This window comes from Pseudomonas sp. WOUb67, from assembly GCF_050058005.1.
Taxonomy (GTDB): Bacteria; Pseudomonadota; Gammaproteobacteria; order Pseudomonadales; family Pseudomonadaceae; genus Aquipseudomonas; species Aquipseudomonas putida_R.
Window position 1 is genome coordinate 1,506,467 of record NZ_CP170112.1, and the last position, 15,351, is coordinate 1,521,817.

Annotated in this window: 13 protein-coding genes and 1 other RNA gene; 3 read left to right on the forward strand and 11 right to left on the reverse strand. The window is 62.4% G+C overall.

Translation table 11 applies throughout. The features are described from left to right. Positions 1 to 133 precede the first annotated feature (133 nt). From ABOC32_RS06725 to ABOC32_RS06735, 3 genes are read right to left on the reverse strand one after another with little or no spacing between them, the layout of a single operon-like run. Complete coding sequence (locus tag ABOC32_RS06725; RefSeq protein WP_426810512.1) at positions 134 to 889, reverse strand: hypothetical protein; 756 nt, start codon at positions 887 to 889, stop codon at positions 134 to 136. Positions 890 to 902: 13 nt separating this feature from the next. Further along, positions 903 to 1,754, reverse strand: a complete 852-nt coding sequence (locus tag ABOC32_RS06730; RefSeq protein ID WP_426810513.1) for a hypothetical protein — start codon at positions 1,752 to 1,754, stop codon at positions 903 to 905. After that, positions 1,747 to 2,265, reverse strand: a complete 519-nt coding sequence (locus ABOC32_RS06735; protein WP_426810514.1) for a type IV secretion protein IcmW — start codon at positions 2,263 to 2,265, stop codon at positions 1,747 to 1,749. The genes ABOC32_RS06730 and ABOC32_RS06735 overlap by 8 nt, the downstream gene beginning before the upstream one ends. Positions 2,266 to 2,389: 124 nt before the next feature. Here ABOC32_RS06735 and ABOC32_RS06740 point away from each other — a divergent pair, with 124 nt between their 5' ends. Then, positions 2,390 to 3,028 carry a hypothetical protein gene (locus ABOC32_RS06740; protein WP_426810515.1) on the forward strand — a complete coding sequence of 213 codons (639 nt, stop codon included), beginning with the start codon at positions 2,390 to 2,392 and terminating at the stop codon, positions 3,026 to 3,028. A gap of 156 nt (positions 3,029 to 3,184) precedes the next feature. After that, complete coding sequence (locus ABOC32_RS06745; protein WP_426810516.1) at positions 3,185 to 5,578, forward strand: TonB-dependent siderophore receptor; 2,394 nt, start codon at positions 3,185 to 3,187, stop codon at positions 5,576 to 5,578. A 360-nt stretch (positions 5,579 to 5,938) separates the two neighbouring features. Here the strand turns inward: ABOC32_RS06745 and ABOC32_RS06750 are convergent, their stop codons facing one another. The 7 genes from ABOC32_RS06750 to ABOC32_RS06780 form a co-directional block, all read right to left on the reverse strand. After that, the gene (locus ABOC32_RS06750; RefSeq protein ID WP_426811574.1) at positions 5,939 to 6,151 is read right to left on the reverse strand and encodes a DUF3077 domain-containing protein; all 213 of its coding nucleotides are present in this window, start codon (positions 6,149 to 6,151) and stop codon (positions 5,939 to 5,941) included. A 45-nt stretch (positions 6,152 to 6,196) separates the two neighbouring features. Continuing rightward, positions 6,197 to 6,439: a hypothetical protein gene (locus ABOC32_RS06755; protein WP_426810517.1), complete on the reverse strand. Its 243-nt coding sequence runs from the start codon at positions 6,437 to 6,439 to the stop codon at positions 6,197 to 6,199. 361 nt (positions 6,440 to 6,800) lie between these two features. Next, positions 6,801 to 7,199: a transfer-messenger RNA gene (gene ssrA, locus ABOC32_RS06760) on the reverse strand. A gap of 99 nt (positions 7,200 to 7,298) precedes the next feature. Continuing rightward, positions 7,299 to 7,589, reverse strand: a complete 291-nt coding sequence (locus ABOC32_RS06765; protein WP_016489189.1) for a hypothetical protein — start codon at positions 7,587 to 7,589, stop codon at positions 7,299 to 7,301. A 313-nt stretch (positions 7,590 to 7,902) separates the two neighbouring features. Beyond that, a complete protein-coding gene (locus tag ABOC32_RS06770; RefSeq protein WP_426810518.1) occupies positions 7,903 to 10,713 on the reverse strand; it encodes an FAD-binding and (Fe-S)-binding domain-containing protein in 2,811 nt (936 codons plus the stop codon). Between the two features lie 75 nt (positions 10,714 to 10,788). Continuing rightward, complete coding sequence (gene lldD / locus ABOC32_RS06775) at positions 10,789 to 11,934, reverse strand: FMN-dependent L-lactate dehydrogenase LldD (protein WP_043202589.1); 1,146 nt, start codon at positions 11,932 to 11,934, stop codon at positions 10,789 to 10,791. A 63-nt stretch (positions 11,935 to 11,997) separates the two neighbouring features. Next, positions 11,998 to 13,668, reverse strand: coding sequence for a lactate permease LctP family transporter (locus ABOC32_RS06780; RefSeq protein WP_003249910.1), 1,671 nt, complete (start codon positions 13,666 to 13,668; stop codon positions 11,998 to 12,000). A gap of 255 nt (positions 13,669 to 13,923) precedes the next feature. Here ABOC32_RS06780 and ABOC32_RS06785 point away from each other — a divergent pair, with 255 nt between their 5' ends. Further along, positions 13,924 to 14,691, forward strand: coding sequence for an FCD domain-containing protein (locus tag ABOC32_RS06785; RefSeq protein ID WP_016501656.1), 768 nt, complete (start codon positions 13,924 to 13,926; stop codon positions 14,689 to 14,691). A gap of 133 nt (positions 14,692 to 14,824) precedes the next feature. On the opposite strand, the gene smpB is transcribed toward ABOC32_RS06785, so the two are convergent. Continuing rightward, positions 14,825 to 15,307, reverse strand: coding sequence for an SsrA-binding protein SmpB (smpB, locus tag ABOC32_RS06790; RefSeq protein WP_016489183.1), 483 nt, complete (start codon positions 15,305 to 15,307; stop codon positions 14,825 to 14,827). Between the last annotated feature and the right edge of the window lie 44 nt (positions 15,308 to 15,351).

Sequence of the window (15,351 nt, forward strand, 5' to 3'; positions counted from 1 at the left end):
TCCTGACAGCGCCGTGATCTGCCCCGTGGTCCAAAGCTCGGCGGGGCCGAAACCGTAAAGCGCACCGTAGGAAACACCTGAGAGCATTGTCGAACCCACGACAATGCTGGCTAGCTTGAGCCGAAAATTCATATCACTGCCCTGTGAGCATTGGCACGCGACGGTCCGTCACTTGCCCTACGAGAGAGTTGGCAGCCATCGCGGTCATGGCCGAGGCGGCGAGTTGCTGCGACTGGGCAACATTGCAGGCGACGGTGGTGCAGTCGATGTTTGCTTCCGCGCGTTGATCCGTGATCATTGCGGTGTACGCATACGCTGCGGTCTCGCCTTCCGGGGCCAGGGTCATTTCGCTGAACGGCCCGGCGTAGTCCACATCCCAGCCCTGCATGCCGTTGGCGTTGAGCGTGCACATGCCTTGCCTGGCTTCGGACACGCTGCAGTAGTTGTCGCGGTGCATGGCCAGGGTTTCCTGATCGGCCGCTGCCCTGGAGCCCACCCGCTGGGAGGCATAGGTCGCCATCAGGCGCGCTGCGTCCTTGTCACGCTGTGACACCGCTTCGACCATCAGCTTGCCCTGCTGCTGGGCAATGCACTTGCTGGTGACCGGTTGCCCCACCGCAGCGTCGAACGAGGTCACCGCCGCCATCGCCCGATCGGACATGTCGATGGCGCCAACTGCGTTGGCAAGCTGCTTTTTCGAATCGTTGTCCATTTGCGAGATCACGTTGGCGGACAACGCGGTCTGCTTGACGGTCACCGACCAGGCACTCATCTCGCTCTGCATGGTACTGATGAATGTCAGCACCGAAGCCCAGGTCAGTGCCTGGGCCGGAAGCGCCGTAGCGCCCAGGCCAAGGCCAACGGCCAGAACTGCTGCGACTTTCTTCATCGTCAGCCCCCCTTTAGTTGAACAGGCCAGCCGCCGAGCCGGACGACCCGCTGCCTGATCCGGACGAGGAACTGCTGGTGCTGCTCGAAGTGCTTGAAGACGAGGTGCTCGCTGCGGGCGCCACGGTGCTGGTGGTGGCTGCACTGCTGGTGGTGGTGCCAGTGCCAGTGCCAGTGCTGGCGCCGCCGCCGAAGTCCGTCTGCACGTAGTTGAACGGGTTGACGTCGACCGTGTAGGTGGCCTCGTAGCCGGCAGGGGTGCTGTGGTAACTGCTACCCAGTTCCGGGTCGAGCGTGCTCATGCCCTTGCTGACCAGGCCATTGGTCAGCCCGTTCAGGTCCCCCAGGGAAGTGCCGCTGCTGACCTTGCCGATTGCCTGGTTGATAGGGGTGGTGACCATCGAAGAAACCTGCTGTACCGCGGTACAGACCTTTTTCTGCGCATATTTCAACACCGCTTCCTGGGCTGCCGCGAAAATGGCGCCCAGGCTCGGGATGGAGCCAGAGAGGTCGAACAGGCTGCCCAGGCCCCCAAAGCAATCCGCCGTGGCGCTGAACAGCGACTCGACATTGGGTGTTGCCGCAGCCAGTTCGGTATGGATTCTCAACGCGTTGTTGATGGAGGCTCCGATCGTCCCCTCCTTGGTGCCGTCGGCGCAGTCCTGGGCATCGGCCTTGATGGCCTCGGCCACCACGGAGCTCTGCTCCGAGAGCAACGTACTCGACGTGGACCCCAGGCTGCTGGTGGCGGCGAATGCCGGCCCGGCCAGCAACAGCAAGGCACCCAGGACACCACCCATCAGCGCACGCTTGCCCACAGATTTGCCCACCGCCACAGCGACAGGGTTCAGTCGTCCGTCATACATCTGCGTAACTCTCCATGATCTGTGAAATCTCGCGCAGCCGCTCCCCGGAGAAGATCTCGCTGAGCAGGTGAGCCTTGCTGAAGGCATCCAGGCGGCGGCGAAATGCCGTGAGCTCTGCGGGCTGCGACAAGTCGCCAGCCAGCAGGGGTGCCAGTGCGCCGGTGAATGCGTCGTTGCGCTGTGCCACATACCGCACCAGGTACATGCAGCGCGACGAGGTGAGGTGGGCCAGCAGCTCGGTGAAGGGTTGTGGAACCTGGTGCAGGACGAGTGCGTAGGCCTCGACGAAGACCTGGATCTCTTGCATCAGCAGTTGGGTTTCGAATTGGTGCGCAGGGGCATCTTCATCGAAATCCACCGCCCAGCGGTCAAGCCGATCCATGCTCATCAGGAAACGCACCAGCTGGGCGTTGCGCGACGACTTGGCAAAATGCCCCAGAACGCCGTGCGCCGTGAGGTCAAGCTGGTCGATAGGCGGTGTGCCCGCTTCGGAGATTGTGTATTCGTCCATTCCCTGCACTCGCTTAAAGCATACTGAAATACGCTAAAATGCATCCTGTTTCTTATTCTGTATCAAAAATTATGGCGTATCAACTTTTTGACATGCCTGGCGTGTAGATTCACGGAGATTTTTCATGGAAGAACCCACCTCGCATCCTTCGCGTCCTGTGCCTGATTGTCAGCGCGATGTGCAGCGGAAACTCGGGCGCTGCATGCTGAAACTGCAGGCGTACGAGATGCTGTTAAAGAAAATGGTCGCTTCAACCGAGTTGAGCGGCGCTCCTGATCAACTTGAGGTCGCTCGTGAAAAGAAGGCGGCTGAACACCACAGGCAGACCCTTGGTTCGCTGGTGGGAGCTTTTACCCAAAACTACTTGAAGCCATCAGATTTACCCGACGACCCGGAGGACGATGGCGTGCGAGACGAACGGTGTTGGGTGAGCATTCGTTTCAGTATGGAGCTGCCCGAGGTGCAGTACGCGCAGACCAATGCAGCGCTCAAGGAGTTGGTAGGCTTACGAAACGATTTGGTGCATCACTTCCTCGGGTATTTCGACCTTGAGTGCGCTGACGGGTGTGCAGGCGCCGAGGCATATCTCGATGAGCGTTACGAGAGTATCTGCCGCCATTACCTGGACTTGTGCGAATGGGCCAAATCCATGGATGAGGTTAGGCAACGGATGCACGCGATCATCGAAACACCGCAGATCAGGGAATTCATGATATCGGCGCCAAGCGACGAAGATTCTGTCTCCACCTACCGTGTCGAATGAGCGATTCGCTTTAGTCCTTGCGCCCAAGCTCGCATTGGTGCTGTCGGGGTGAGAGAAGCTGCGTAAAAATAAATGAGGTGTTTTCTCATTCTCGTTCGGCTTGTAGAGAAGGCCGGAATACAGGCCAGCCCGCCGACCCCTCTACGGAGCGAGAAAATGAGTTCGACCCCGGTTTCACAGCGCCATCCATTGAGCCGTGCTGTGCACGCTGCTTTCCTGGGCCTGGTTGTCAGCAGCTCTGTACTGCCTGCGCTTGCGCAAGCTGCAAACGCTGAGCACAGCAACCAGGTCCAGCAATGGAACATTCCTGGGGGCCCGCTGGCCCCGGCGCTTGACCACTTTGCACGCCAGGCGGGTATCAGCCTGTCTTTCGATGCGCAGAGCGTGGCCAACCGCAACACGGCGGGCGTGCAGGGTGTGCTGGGCACGTCGGCGGCACTCTCGTCGTTGTTGCAGGGGACCGAGCTTCAGGCTGAGCAGCAAGGCCCGAGTGCTTACCTGGTGGTACCGCAGCCAAAGCCGGCCGGCCCGCTGGAGCTGGGCGCGACCGAGGACTACCGCCTGGCGCCGGTCATCATCAACGCCAAGGTCAAGGCCAGTGCCGACGATGACACCAACTCGGTGGTTGCCAAGGAATTGTGGGTCGGTGGCAAGGTAGCGACCAGCATCCTCAACACGCCAGCTTCCGTGTCTGTGGTGACCAACAAGGAAATGCAGCAGCGTAGCGTCAGCACCACGGAAGAGGCGCTGCAATACACCCCAGGTGTGGTCAGCGACTTTTACGGCTCGGACGACCGCAACGACTACTTCCAGATCCGCGGCTTCCAGGCCACCACTTACCGTGACGGCCTGACCTTGAGCTCGATGCGCGGTGTGCGCGAAGACCCGTTCGCCTACGAGCGCATCGAAATTCTGCGAGGCGCCAACTCCACCCTGTTCGGCCCGGCAGACCCGGGCGGCTCGGTCAACTTTGTGACCAAGCAGCCGCGCTTCGAGAAGTTTGGCCAGGGCTACGTTACCTACGGCTCCTATGACCACGCCGAGACAGGGATCGATGTCGGCGACGCCCTGAACGACGAACAAACGCTGGCGGGCCGCTTCACTGCCAAGATGCAGAACAGCGACCGTGAGTACGATCACTCGCAGGACGATAACCGGTTCGTGATGGGCGGCCTGACCTGGGCGCCTACCGACTTCACTTCGGCCACGGTGATCCTCGACTACCTGAAGACCAACAGTTCGCCAAACAGTGGTGGCTACCCACTGGACAAGGAATACGACCGCAGCGATTTCTACGGCGAGCCCGGCTACAACTTCCACGATGTCGAGCGCACCAGCCTCAGCGGCAACATCACCCACGACTTCGATAACGGCTTCACGCTGCGCGGCAACCTGCGCTACAGCGAGTTGAGCGATGACTTTGGCTATGTCTATCTGAGTGACAGCGCTTCGCGGGTGGGTACCACCATCCCGCGCTATGTCTTCGGCACTGACAGCGATGCCGATCAGCTCAACGGCAACCTCATGCTGCAATACGATGCCCAGTTCGAGCACATCGACAGCAGCACCCTGGTGGGTGTGGAGTACCTCGACTCGACCACCAAACAGAGCTCCGTATACGGCCTGGCGCCCTCCATCGACATCGCCAACCCGGTGTTCACCGGCGTGCCGGGCGGCGTCACGCCCTATACCCGCAAGAAGAACGACGCCACCACCAAGGCCGTGTTCCTGCAACAGAACCTGTCTTTCCATGACCGCTTGATCGCTACAGCGGGTGTGCGAAATGACTCGATGGACCTGTCCAGCACGGAGTACGTCGGCGGGCAGAGCAAGCAAAGCGACAACTTCTCTGAAACGTCCTACCGGGGCGCGCTGACTTACATCGTGAACGATGAAGTCTCCACTTACGTGAGCATGGTGGAATCGGTTTCGCCTCCGCAGGTTGGCGTAACGCCGCAGACCGGCAGGCAGTACGAAGTGGGCGTGAAGTACTCGCCACTGGGCATGGATGCGTTGTTCTCTGCCGCCGTTTATGACCTGACCCAGGAAAACGTCACCATCGCCGTGGTGCTGCCGAGCGGCATCATCGAGCAGCAGACGGTGGGCGAGTCACGTGCACGTGGCCTGGACCTGGAAGCCAAGGCGCAAGTCACGCAAAACCTCAGCCTGATCGGTGCCTATTCCTACATGGAAACCGAGGTGCTGCGCGGTGCGCTGTATGACGGCAGTTCCCTCAAGGGCAAGGAATTCACAGTGGCACCGAAGCATACGGCTTCGCTGTGGAGCTACTACGACATTGCCAACACGGATGTGAGCGTTGGTCTGGGTGCCAGGTACGTGGGTGGCTATTACATGGATGCGGCCAACACCAAGAAAAGCGACGGCACCACGCTGTTTGACGCGGCCTTGAACTACAAGATTGCCAAAGGGACTGACCTTGCCCTGAATGTCAGCAACCTGTTTGATGAGCAGCATGTGGTGGGGTCGGGGACGGCGAATTACTACAACCCGGGGCGTGAGGTTACGGCCAAGGTGAGTTATAGCTGGTAAGGCCGTGCGGGAAGGCACGGGCTGCGCCCGTGTTCGCGGGTAAACCCGCTCCTACAGGTATCGCGTCGGCTTCAGGCTTATGCAGTACCTGTGGGGGCAACTGTCTTGTTCAACTCCAAGCGTTTGCTTGATCACTGTGGGAGCGGGCGAGCCCGAGAACACCGGCGCAGCCGGTGCCATCTACCGCGCTGGATTCTTCGCGGGCACGCCCGCTCCCACAGGCATCGCGCAGGCTTCAGGCTTATGCAATACCTGTAGGAGCGGCTTTAGCCGCGAACACCGGCGAAGCCGGTGCCATTCACCGCGTCGCATTCTTCGCTGGCGAGCTTCCACAGGTTCGCCTGGCGAGCCACTCAGGTGCTAGCGCATCATGCCGAGCTCTGCATCATCTAGCAGTGCCTTGCCCAAGGCGCACAGGTAATGCGCGGCCCAGATCAGCCTCGGTTTGTCTTCCATCAGTCCGTCGATGGTCAGGTCCCGCGCGTAGCCCATCAGCTCAGAAGCCTGCTCGCGGGCGTTTCGGTTGTCATTGATCAATTTCCCTGGTCTTGTGGTTGCCTGGGCTGGCGCTATCGCCGGCAAGCCGGGCTCCCACAGGTTTTTTGCTCGGTATGCGAATCAATGCATCGGTTGCGGGTTCGCGGGCGTCTGTATTTGTGCCAGCGCTGATTCAAGCAATCCCCGCAGGGCTTCAAGCTCGTGCATCGAGGCCATGATCAAAACCGAGGCGGGCGATCTCGGCTGCATCAGCATCGCCTGCTGGGCTACGGCTTCTGCACAGAGTGCGTAGTCCGAGGCCATCATGATCGTGTCTTCCAGGGAGTGGAGGTGGTGGGGTGGGTCGGGAACTATCTTCAACATGATTGCTTCCATTTCAGGGCCGTCACCATCTGCTGTCAAACAGTGGGTGGCAGCTGTACGCGGGTTGACAGACCGGCGGAAACAACAAGTTCCGGCGCACGCAAGCGTGCCCGCACGTACAGCCGCCATAAGGACGAGCCGTTTTGTTGTTTACCGTCGCGACCTGTCAAAGTCATGCCGTTGATGAGCAACGACCCACCGAGACTAAAACCCTGAAAAAGTGACCGCAACGGAAAACAGGCGCTCGGAGTATCTTTGGGAAACGCCCTACAAGAAAGGGGCTAAATCTGATTTCTTGGCCCGCAGATCCCAAATTTCAGACACAAAAAAAGACGCCCGAGGGCGTCTTCTTTTTAGGATTTGGTGGAGCCGGGGGGATTTGAACCCCCGTCCGCCAGTACTCCGCTGTCGGTACTACATGCGTAGCCGTGTCTATTGATTTAATCCGCAGCCGCCCGACGGGCAGGGTGCTTTGGATGAGTTGTGTAAGTTTTAGTCACTTCGCCCACAACGTGCTACGCGACGATCCTGTTCTGTATGACAATCAGTTCGGGTTTACAGGCATCCCCTAGTGATTGCTGGAGCCGAAGCTACCAGAAGCAACGGGTCAAGAGGGCCGCTTACGCAGCCAGCTTGAACTCCGCGCCGTAGTTTTCGTCATTGGCAACTATAAAAGTTGCAACAGTGGATTTACGAGTTCTGTTACCAACTCGGCATGCACCTAGAGTTTCGCTACCGGCGTCGAATCCTAATCGGCCCCACACTAGCGTTACGCTAACGCACCTTACGGCACGTGGGGTGGAGTATACGCCATTGCGCGGGCGACGTCGACAGCCGGTCCTGTCGCCCGCTTTCAGGCTCACGCGCCGCCGCTGCCGGAGCCGCTGCCTTTCTCGGTTTTCTCAAGGCGCTCCAGCACTTTGCTGGTGATGGCGATGCATTCCTTGGTGTCGCCCGAGGCCTGGGCGGCCTTGGCTTTGTCGACGTGCTCGGTGAGGGCCTTGTCCAGGCCTTCGGAGGTGGCGCCGGCGGTGGCCATGCTGTCGTCGATCTTTTGCAGGTTGGTGGTGCAGAGGTCATCGGCGGCGAACACCGGCGAAGCCAGCAGGGTGGCGGCCGCGAACAGGGCCGAAAGCGCGGTACCTTTCATGGGTGTCTCCTCTGGGGCCTCTCGAAGGTGGGCCTGTAGGGTGGACTGTGGGGGATTGGCGGGGGTTCAATCGGGATGGTGGCGGGGCGATATGAGGGGGGGATGGCACCGGCTATGCCGGTGTTCGCGGCTGAAGCCGCTCCCACAAGTACTGCGTCGGCCCGAAGCCAGCGCAAAACCTGTGGGAGCGGGCGTGCCCGCGAAACAGGCGCCGCGGTTTATGGCACCGGCTGCGCCGGTGTTCGCGGGCATGCCCGCTCCCACAGAGATTGCAGCAGCCGGCAGATTTTGCCCAAGGGCTTTGCGTTAGCGTTCAGATGCTGCGTGGGCGGGTGACGCGGTCTACCAGGTAGACCAGGCCGTGGTAGTCGATGCCGCTGTGGCTCGACAGGCCGATCTCGCAGGTGCGGCTGGTGGAGATGCCTTCGCTGCAATACTGCACCGCATCCTTCAGGCTGCGCAGCGCGTGGGCATTTAGCTCGGGGGTGGTGAAGCCTTTGTCACCGGCAAACCCGCAGCAATGGATGCCTTCGGGGATCACCACTTGTTTGCTGCAGCGCCGGGCCAGGTCGATCAGCGCCTGGCTTTCGCCCAGGTGCTGGGTGCTGCAGGTCACGTGCACGGCTACCGGCTCGTCCTGGGGGGTGAATTCCAGGCGGTCGAGCAGGTGGGTGCGGATGAAGCGCACTGGGTCGTAAAGGTCGAGGCGGGTGTCGCCCAGGTCTTGCACCAGGCGCAGGGTGCAGGGGCTGGTGTCGCAGTAGATCGGGTCAAGGCCGCCGCGGCTGGCGTGCAGCAGGGCAGTGATCAGCTCCTGGCGTTTGTGCTCGGCCTGCTCGGGGTAACCCTTGGAGGCGAAAGGCTGGCCGCAGCACAGGCTGTCAGCGTTGTCGGGGAACACCACCTGGTAGCCGGCTTTTTCCAGCAGGGCGCGGGTTTTGTCCAGCAGCGAGCTTTGCTCGCGGTCGGCGTAGGCAGGGCCCATCACCCGTGAAACGCAGGCGGCCAGGTACACCACGCGGGGCCGGGCGTCGTTGCTGGCCGGGCCGAAGCTGATCGGGCGCAGGGGTTGTGGCATGGCCGGGGTCCACTGTGGCAGGCGGCCTTTGCTGGCTTTGCTCAGCGTGGCGCTCACGCGGCCCAGGCGCGGGGCACCGAGCAGCTTGCGTGCAGTGTTGGCGGCCGTGAGGGTAAGGCGGGCGCCGCCCAATACGGTGTGGAAGTGCTCGGCCAGCCAGTTGGCAGTCTTGTCGTGGTCGGCGGCCTGGCTGCGCAGCTTTTTCACCAGCTCGCCGGTGTTGATGCCGACCGGGCAGCGTTGGGCGCACAGGCCGGTGGCGGCGCAGGTGTCGAGGCCTTGGTACTGGTAGGTGCGGCGCAGTTCGCGGGTGTCGATGCCGGCGCGTTGCTTGGCCTGGATGTCACGCCACATGACGATGCGCTGGCGCGGGCTGAGGGTAAGCCCCTTGGACGGGCACACCGGTTCGCAGAAGCCGCATTCGATGCACTTGTCGACGATTTCGTCGGCGGCAGGCAGCGGTTTGAGGTTTTTCAGGTGGATGTCAGGGTCTTCGCTCAGCACCACGTCGGGGTTGAGGATGCCGTTGGGGTCGAGCAGGCGCTTGAGCTTCCACATCAGCTGGTAGGCGTCATGGCCCCACTCCAGCTCCACGAACGGTGCCATGTTGCGCCCGGTGCCGTGCTCGGCTTTCAACGAACCGCCGAATTCCACCGCCACCAGTTGCGCCACGTCGTCCATGAAGGCCTGGTAACGGGCGACTTCCTCGGCGCTGTTGAAGCCTTGGGTGAAAACGAAGTGCAGGTTGCCTTCCAGCGCGTGGCCGAAAATGATCGCTTCGTCGTAGCGGTGCTTGTCGAACAGCAGGATCAGGCGATTGACGCCTTCGGCCAGTTGTTCGACGGGGAAGGTCACGTCTTCGATGATGACGGTGGTGCCGGTCTGGCGCACGGCGCCGACGGCGGGGAAGGTGTCCTTGCGGATTTTCCACAGCTGGTTGTACACGGCCGGGTCTTCGCTGAAGTCCACCTGCTGTTCCAGCGGGAAATCGGCAATCGAGGCCATCACCTGGCGCAGTTGCTCGTGCAGCAGGCTCTGGCTGGCGGCGCGGGACTCGATCAGCAGGGCGCAGGCGTTGTCCGACAGGCCTTTAACCCACAGCGGCATACCGGGCATGTTCTGCACCGAGCGTAGGCTGCGGCGGTCGAGCAGTTCCACGGCAGAAACCGGCTGCTGCTTCAGCACGGGTACTGCGCGGCAGCAGCTTTCGACGCTGGGGAACACCAGTAGGGCGCTGGCCTTGTGCGGGTGGTCGGGCACGGTGTCGTAAGTGACGGCGCTGATGAAGCCCAGTGTGCCTTCGGAACCGACCAGCAGGTGCTGCAGGATGTCCAGCGGCTGGTCGTAGTCCACCAGTGCGTTCAGTGACAGGCCGGTGGTGTTCTTCAGCCGGTATTTGTGCCGGATGCGCTCGGCCAGCGCGGTGTTGGCGCGGGTCTCGCGGGCCAGGCGGGCCAGTGATTCCAGCAGCTCGGCGTGGCTGCTTTCGAAGGCGGCGACGCTGGCCGGGTCTTCGCTGTCCAGGCGCGTGCCGTCGGCCAGCACCAGGCGCAGGCCCGCCAGGGTGTGGTAGGTGTTCTGCGCGGTGCCGCAGCACATGCCACTGGCGTTGTTGGCAACGATGCCGCCAATCTTGCAGGCGTTGATCGAGGCCGGGTCTGGGCCGATCTTACGGCCGAAGGGGGCCAGCCAGGCGTTGGCCTGGGCACCGATCACGCCGGGTTGCAGGCGGATCTGCTCGCCTTGGCCGCGGATTTCGCGGCCGTTCCAGTTGTCGCCGAGCACGATCAGCACCGAGTCGCTGATGGCCTGGCCAGACAGGCTGGTGCCCGCGGCGCGGAAGGTGACTGGCACCCGCTCGCGCTGGGCCAGTTTGATCAGGCCGACCACTTCGTCCTCGGACTCGACGCGCACCACCAGCTTGGGGATCAGCCGGTAGAAGCTGGCGTCGGTGCCGAAGGCCAGGGTGGAGGTGGGGTCGTCGAAGCGGCGTTCGGCGGGTATCAGGCGCTCGGCATCACGCAGGAACGCGGCGGGCAAGCTCATGCAGTCTCCTCGCGGGGCTGTGGCGTCTGTGCGCCACATGCCCCGGGTCAATCAGGCGGTGTTTCTTGCAGGCGTTCAGGCGCCCAGTTCGCGTACCAGCGAGTCGCGGGTGATCTCGCTGATCGACTTGGCGCCGGTCAGCACCATCGCCACGCGCATTTCCTTCTCGAACAGCTCCAGCAGGTTCTTCACCCCGGCCTCGCCGTGCACGGCCAGGGCGTAGAGGAAGGCGCGGCCGATCAGTACGGTGTCGGCGCCGAGGGCGATCATGCGCACCACGTCGAGGCCGCTGCGGATGCCGGAGTCGGCGAGAATCTTCAGGTCACCCTTTACCGCATCGGCAATCGCCGGCAGGGCACGGGCGCTGGACAGCACGCCATCGAGCTGGCGGCCGCCGTGGTTGGACACCACGATGCCGTCGGCGCCGAACTTGACCGCATCGCGGGCGTCATCGGCATCGAGGATGCCCTTGATGATCATCGGGCCGTCCCAGTACTCGCGGATCCACTCCAGGTCTTTCCAGGAGATGGACGGGTCGAAGTTGTTGCCCAGCCAGCCGATGTAGTCGGCAAGGCCCGTGGGGTTGCCCCGGTACTTGGAGATGTTGCCCAGGTCGTGCGGGCGGCCCATCACGCCGACATCCCACGCCCACTCGGGGTGGGTCATGGCTTGCAGCACGCGGCGCAGCGGGCCGTTGCGGCCGCTCATGCCCGAGTGCGCATCGCGGTAGCGGGCGCCGGGTACGGGCATGTCGACGGTGAACACCAGGGTTTTGACCCCGGCGGCCTTGGCCCGCTCCAGGGCGTTGCGCATGAAGCCGCGGTCCTTGAGCACGTACAGCTGGAACCACATCGGCCGGTTGATCGCCGGGGCCACTTCTTCGATCGGGCAGACCGAGACGGTGGACATGGTGAACGGGATGCCGTGGGCCGCCGCTGCTCGCGCCGCCTGCACTTCGCCACGGCGGGCGTACATGCCGGTAAGGCCGACCGGGGCCAGGGCCACCGGCATGCTCAGGGTTTCGTCGAACAGCTTGGTTTCCAGGCTGAGCTCGGACATGTTGTTCAGCACGCGCTGGCGCAGGGCAATGCCGGCCAGGTCCGACACGTTGTGGCGCAGGGTGTGCTCGGCGTAGGCGCCGCCGTCGGCGTAGTGGAACAGGAAGGGAGGCAGCTTGCGTTGGGCCGCGGCGCGATAGTCGGTAGAGGCAGAAATGATCATGGATTCTCGCAGCGTTGCTTGTGGGGATTGCCGGGCGCGCGATGGCGCCCGGCCCCTTTCACTTTAGTGATGAACCAGCATGCCGGTCAGCCAGTAAGCCTGGATCAGGGTAATCAGGCCGACGATGGTGGCAAAGAACAGGCTGTGCTTGACGGTGAAGCGGAACAGGTCGGACTCCTTGCCCACCAGGCCGGTGGCGGCGCAGGCCACGGCGATGGACTGTGGCGAGATCATCTTGCCGGTCACGCCGCCGCTGGTGTTGGCCGCTACCAGCAGGGTGTCGTTGACCCCGATCTGGTGTGCAGTGGTGGCCTGCAGCGAGCTGAACAGGGCATTGGACGAGGTGTCCGAGCCTGTCAGGAACACGCCCAGCCAGCCGAGGAACGGCGAGAAGAACGGGAACGCGGCGCCGGTGCCGGCCAGTACCAGGGCCATGGTCGAAGACATGCCCGAGTAGTTGGTGACGAAGGCGAAGGCCAGCACCATGCCGATCGACAGAATCGGCCAGCGCAGCTCCCAGAAGGTCTCTTTGAAAGTGGTCAGACCAGTTTTGAAGTTGATCTTCAGCACCGCCATGGAGATCAGCGCCGAGAGGAAGATCGCAGTACCGGTGGCAGAGATCGGGTCGAGCTTGAACACCGCTGGCATGGCAGTCGGTGCGGCAACGATCGGTGCGGTCTTGATCACCAGCTGGTCGAGGTGCGGGATGGCGAAGTTGAACACGAAGTTGTACATCGCGCCGCCGGGGGCGAACGCAGCTTTGAACGGCTTCAGGGTCCAGATGGTGACCAGTACGGTCAGGATCAGGAACGGCGACCAGGCCTTGAAGATTTCGCCGAAGCTGTAAGGGCTAGGCTGGCTGCCGCTTGGCTGCACGACGGCTGCGCCGACGCTGCCTTTGGCTTCGCTGAACGCGCGCTTTGGCTGCCAGACTTTCAGGAACAGGGTGAGGCAGATCAGGCTGGCCAGTGCCGAAGTGATGTCGGGCAGTTCCGGGCCGATGAAGTTCGAAGTGAAGTACTGGGTGACGGCGAAGCTCAGGCCGGCGACCAGGGCGGCAGGCCAGGTTTCCTTCACGCCACGCAGGCCATCCATCATGAACACCAGCCAGAACGGCACGAACAGCGACAGCAGCGGCAGCTGGCGGCCGGTCATGGCGCCGATGTGGAAGGCGTCGATGCCGGTGACCTGGCCGGCCACGATGATCGGGATGCCCAGGGCGCCGAAGGCCACCGGTGCGGTGTTGGCGATCAGGCACAGGCCGGCGGCGTACAGCGGGTTGAAGCCCAGGCCCACCAGCAGCGCGGCAGTGATTGCCACGGGGGCGCCGAAGCCTGCCGCGCCTTCCAGGAAGGCGCCGAAGCAGAAACCGATCAGCAGCACTTGCAGGCGCTGGTCATCGGTAATCGACAGCACCGAGCTGCGGATCACTTCGAACTGGCCACTCTTGACCGTGAGTTTGTACAGGAACACCGCGGCAACGATGATCCAGGCAATTGGCCAAAGGCCATAGAGGAACCCATAACCCGCGGCGGCGAGGGCCATGTCGACAGGCATCTGGAAGGCGAAGATCGCCACCAGGATCGACAGCGCGAGGGTAATGCTGCCCGCTACGTGGCCTTTCAGGCGGAACACGGCGAGGGCAAGGAAGAAGAACACGATAGGGATGACCGCCGCCAGTGCGGACAGGCCAAGACTACCAAGCGGGCTATAGAGTTGTTGCCAGGTTTGCATATGGGGTGGCCCCTAATTGTTGTTGGTCAGCACTGGCATTGGATAATTGGTAAGACCAATTTACAATGGCTGGTCGCTAGGTTAAAAGCGCTGTCGTGGGTGTGTCAATTTGTCCTGTGCAAAACTTTGGTCGCGTGCCGATGAGCGGGCGCCTGATGCGCGGGGAAATTCGTGGCTTGATGGGTGTTTGCGCGGCGTGGATCGGCGAGAATAGGCGCCCCCTGAAATCTGCCGGGGGTTTGTGGAGAGCATGTGATGGTTTTTGATCAGGTCCGCCAACGGCGCCTGTCCGACGACATCGTCGATCGGTTGGAAGGGATGATTCTGGAAGGCACGCTGACCTCGGGGCAGCGGCTGCCGGCCGAGCGCGCCCTCGCCGAGCAGTTCGGCGTGTCCCGCCCGTCACTGCGTGAGGCGATCCAGAAGCTGGTGGCCAAAGGGCTGCTGGTCAGCCGCCAGGGCGGAGGCAATTTTGTTGCCGAGTCACTGGGCTCTACCTTCAGCGACCCACTGCTGCAGTTACTTGAGCACAGTGCCGAGGCGCAGCGCGACTTGCTCGAGTTCCGCCATACCCTGGAGGCGTCGTGTGCCTATTACGCCGCCCAGCGTGCTACCGAGCCGGACCGGGCGCGCTTGAAGGCGGCCTTCGATGCGTTGCAGGACTGCTACACCAGGGTCGATGAAGTCACTCGGGCGGAGGAGGGGGTGGCCGATGCGCGCTTTCACCTGGCCATTGCCGAGGCCAGCCATAACGCGGTGCTGCTGCACACCATTCGTGGTTTGTTCGACCTGCTGAAGCGCAACGTGGTGACCAACATTGGCGGCATGTACCAGCAACGGACCGAAACCCGGGACATGCTGATCAGCCAGCACCGGGAGCTGTACCTGGCGATTGTCGAGGGCAGGGCGGAGGATGCGCGGGAGGTGTCCAGCCGGCACATTCTGTATGTGCAGGAGGTGCTGCAAGAGGCGCACGAAGAGGCGCAGCGGGTGGCGCGGGCGGAGCGGCGTAGCGGGCGTTGAGATTTGTGGTGGCAGTGCTGGCCTCTTCGCGGGTGAACCCGCTCCCACAGGGTTCTCACAGCCTTTAAGGGCAGTGATATACCTGTGGGAGCGGGCGCGCCCGCGAAGAGGCCGGAACAGGCTTAAGGAGTAATTAGTCTTCCTTGCCTTTGTTCCGCACGACCCGCTGCAGCTCGCGGTTGGAATCGCGTTCGCGCACGGTGTCGCGCTTGTCGAATTCCTTCTTGCCCTTGCCCAGTGCAATTTCGCACTTGATCAGGTGCTTGCTCCAGTACAGCGACAACGCCACGCAGGTGTAGCCCTTTTGCGCCACAGCCGCTTCCAGCCGTTCGAGCTCGCGCTTGTTCAGCAGCAGCTTGCGGGTGCGGATAGGGTCTGCGATGACGTGGGTGCTGGCAGTGGTCAGCGGGGTGATGTGGCTGCCGAACAGCCAGGCTTCACCGTCCTTGAGCAGCACGTAACTGTCAACGAGGTGCGCCTTGCCAGCTCGCAGGCTTTTTACTTCCCAGCCGGACAGGACCAGCCCGGCCTCGAACTTGTGTTCGATGAAGTAATCGTGTCGCGCTTTCTTGTTCTGCGCGATGGTCCCGGTCGGATGTTTTTTTTGCTTAGCCATAGGGGCGGCATTATAGGCAAGTCCGTGCGTCGTCCGCTATGGGA

Coding starts and splice junctions, on each gene's coding strand:
- ABOC32_RS06725 (WP_426810512.1), bottom strand. CDS start 889: ATGAAGAAAGTCGCAGCAGTTCTGGCCGTTGGCCTTGGCCTGGGCGCT.
- ABOC32_RS06730 (WP_426810513.1), bottom strand. CDS start 1,754: ATGTATGACGGACGACTGAACCCTGTCGCTGTGGCGGTGGGCAAATCT.
- ABOC32_RS06735 (WP_426810514.1), bottom strand. CDS start 2,265: ATGGACGAATACACAATCTCCGAAGCGGGCACACCGCCTATCGACCAG.
- ABOC32_RS06740 (WP_426810515.1), top strand. CDS start 2,390: ATGGAAGAACCCACCTCGCATCCTTCGCGTCCTGTGCCTGATTGTCAG.
- ABOC32_RS06745 (WP_426810516.1), top strand. CDS start 3,185: ATGAGTTCGACCCCGGTTTCACAGCGCCATCCATTGAGCCGTGCTGTG.
- ABOC32_RS06755 (WP_426810517.1), bottom strand. CDS start 6,439: ATGTTGAAGATAGTTCCCGACCCACCCCACCACCTCCACTCCCTGGAA.
- ABOC32_RS06765 (WP_016489189.1), bottom strand. CDS start 7,589: ATGAAAGGTACCGCGCTTTCGGCCCTGTTCGCGGCCGCCACCCTGCTG.
- ABOC32_RS06770 (WP_426810518.1), bottom strand. CDS start 10,713: ATGAGCTTGCCCGCCGCGTTCCTGCGTGATGCCGAGCGCCTGATACCC.
- lldD (WP_043202589.1), bottom strand. CDS start 11,934: ATGATCATTTCTGCCTCTACCGACTATCGCGCCGCGGCCCAACGCAAG.
- ABOC32_RS06780 (WP_003249910.1), bottom strand. CDS start 13,668: ATGCAAACCTGGCAACAACTCTATAGCCCGCTTGGTAGTCTTGGCCTG.
- ABOC32_RS06785 (WP_016501656.1), top strand. CDS start 13,924: ATGGTTTTTGATCAGGTCCGCCAACGGCGCCTGTCCGACGACATCGTC.
- smpB (WP_016489183.1), bottom strand. CDS start 15,307: ATGGCTAAGCAAAAAAAACATCCGACCGGGACCATCGCGCAGAACAAG.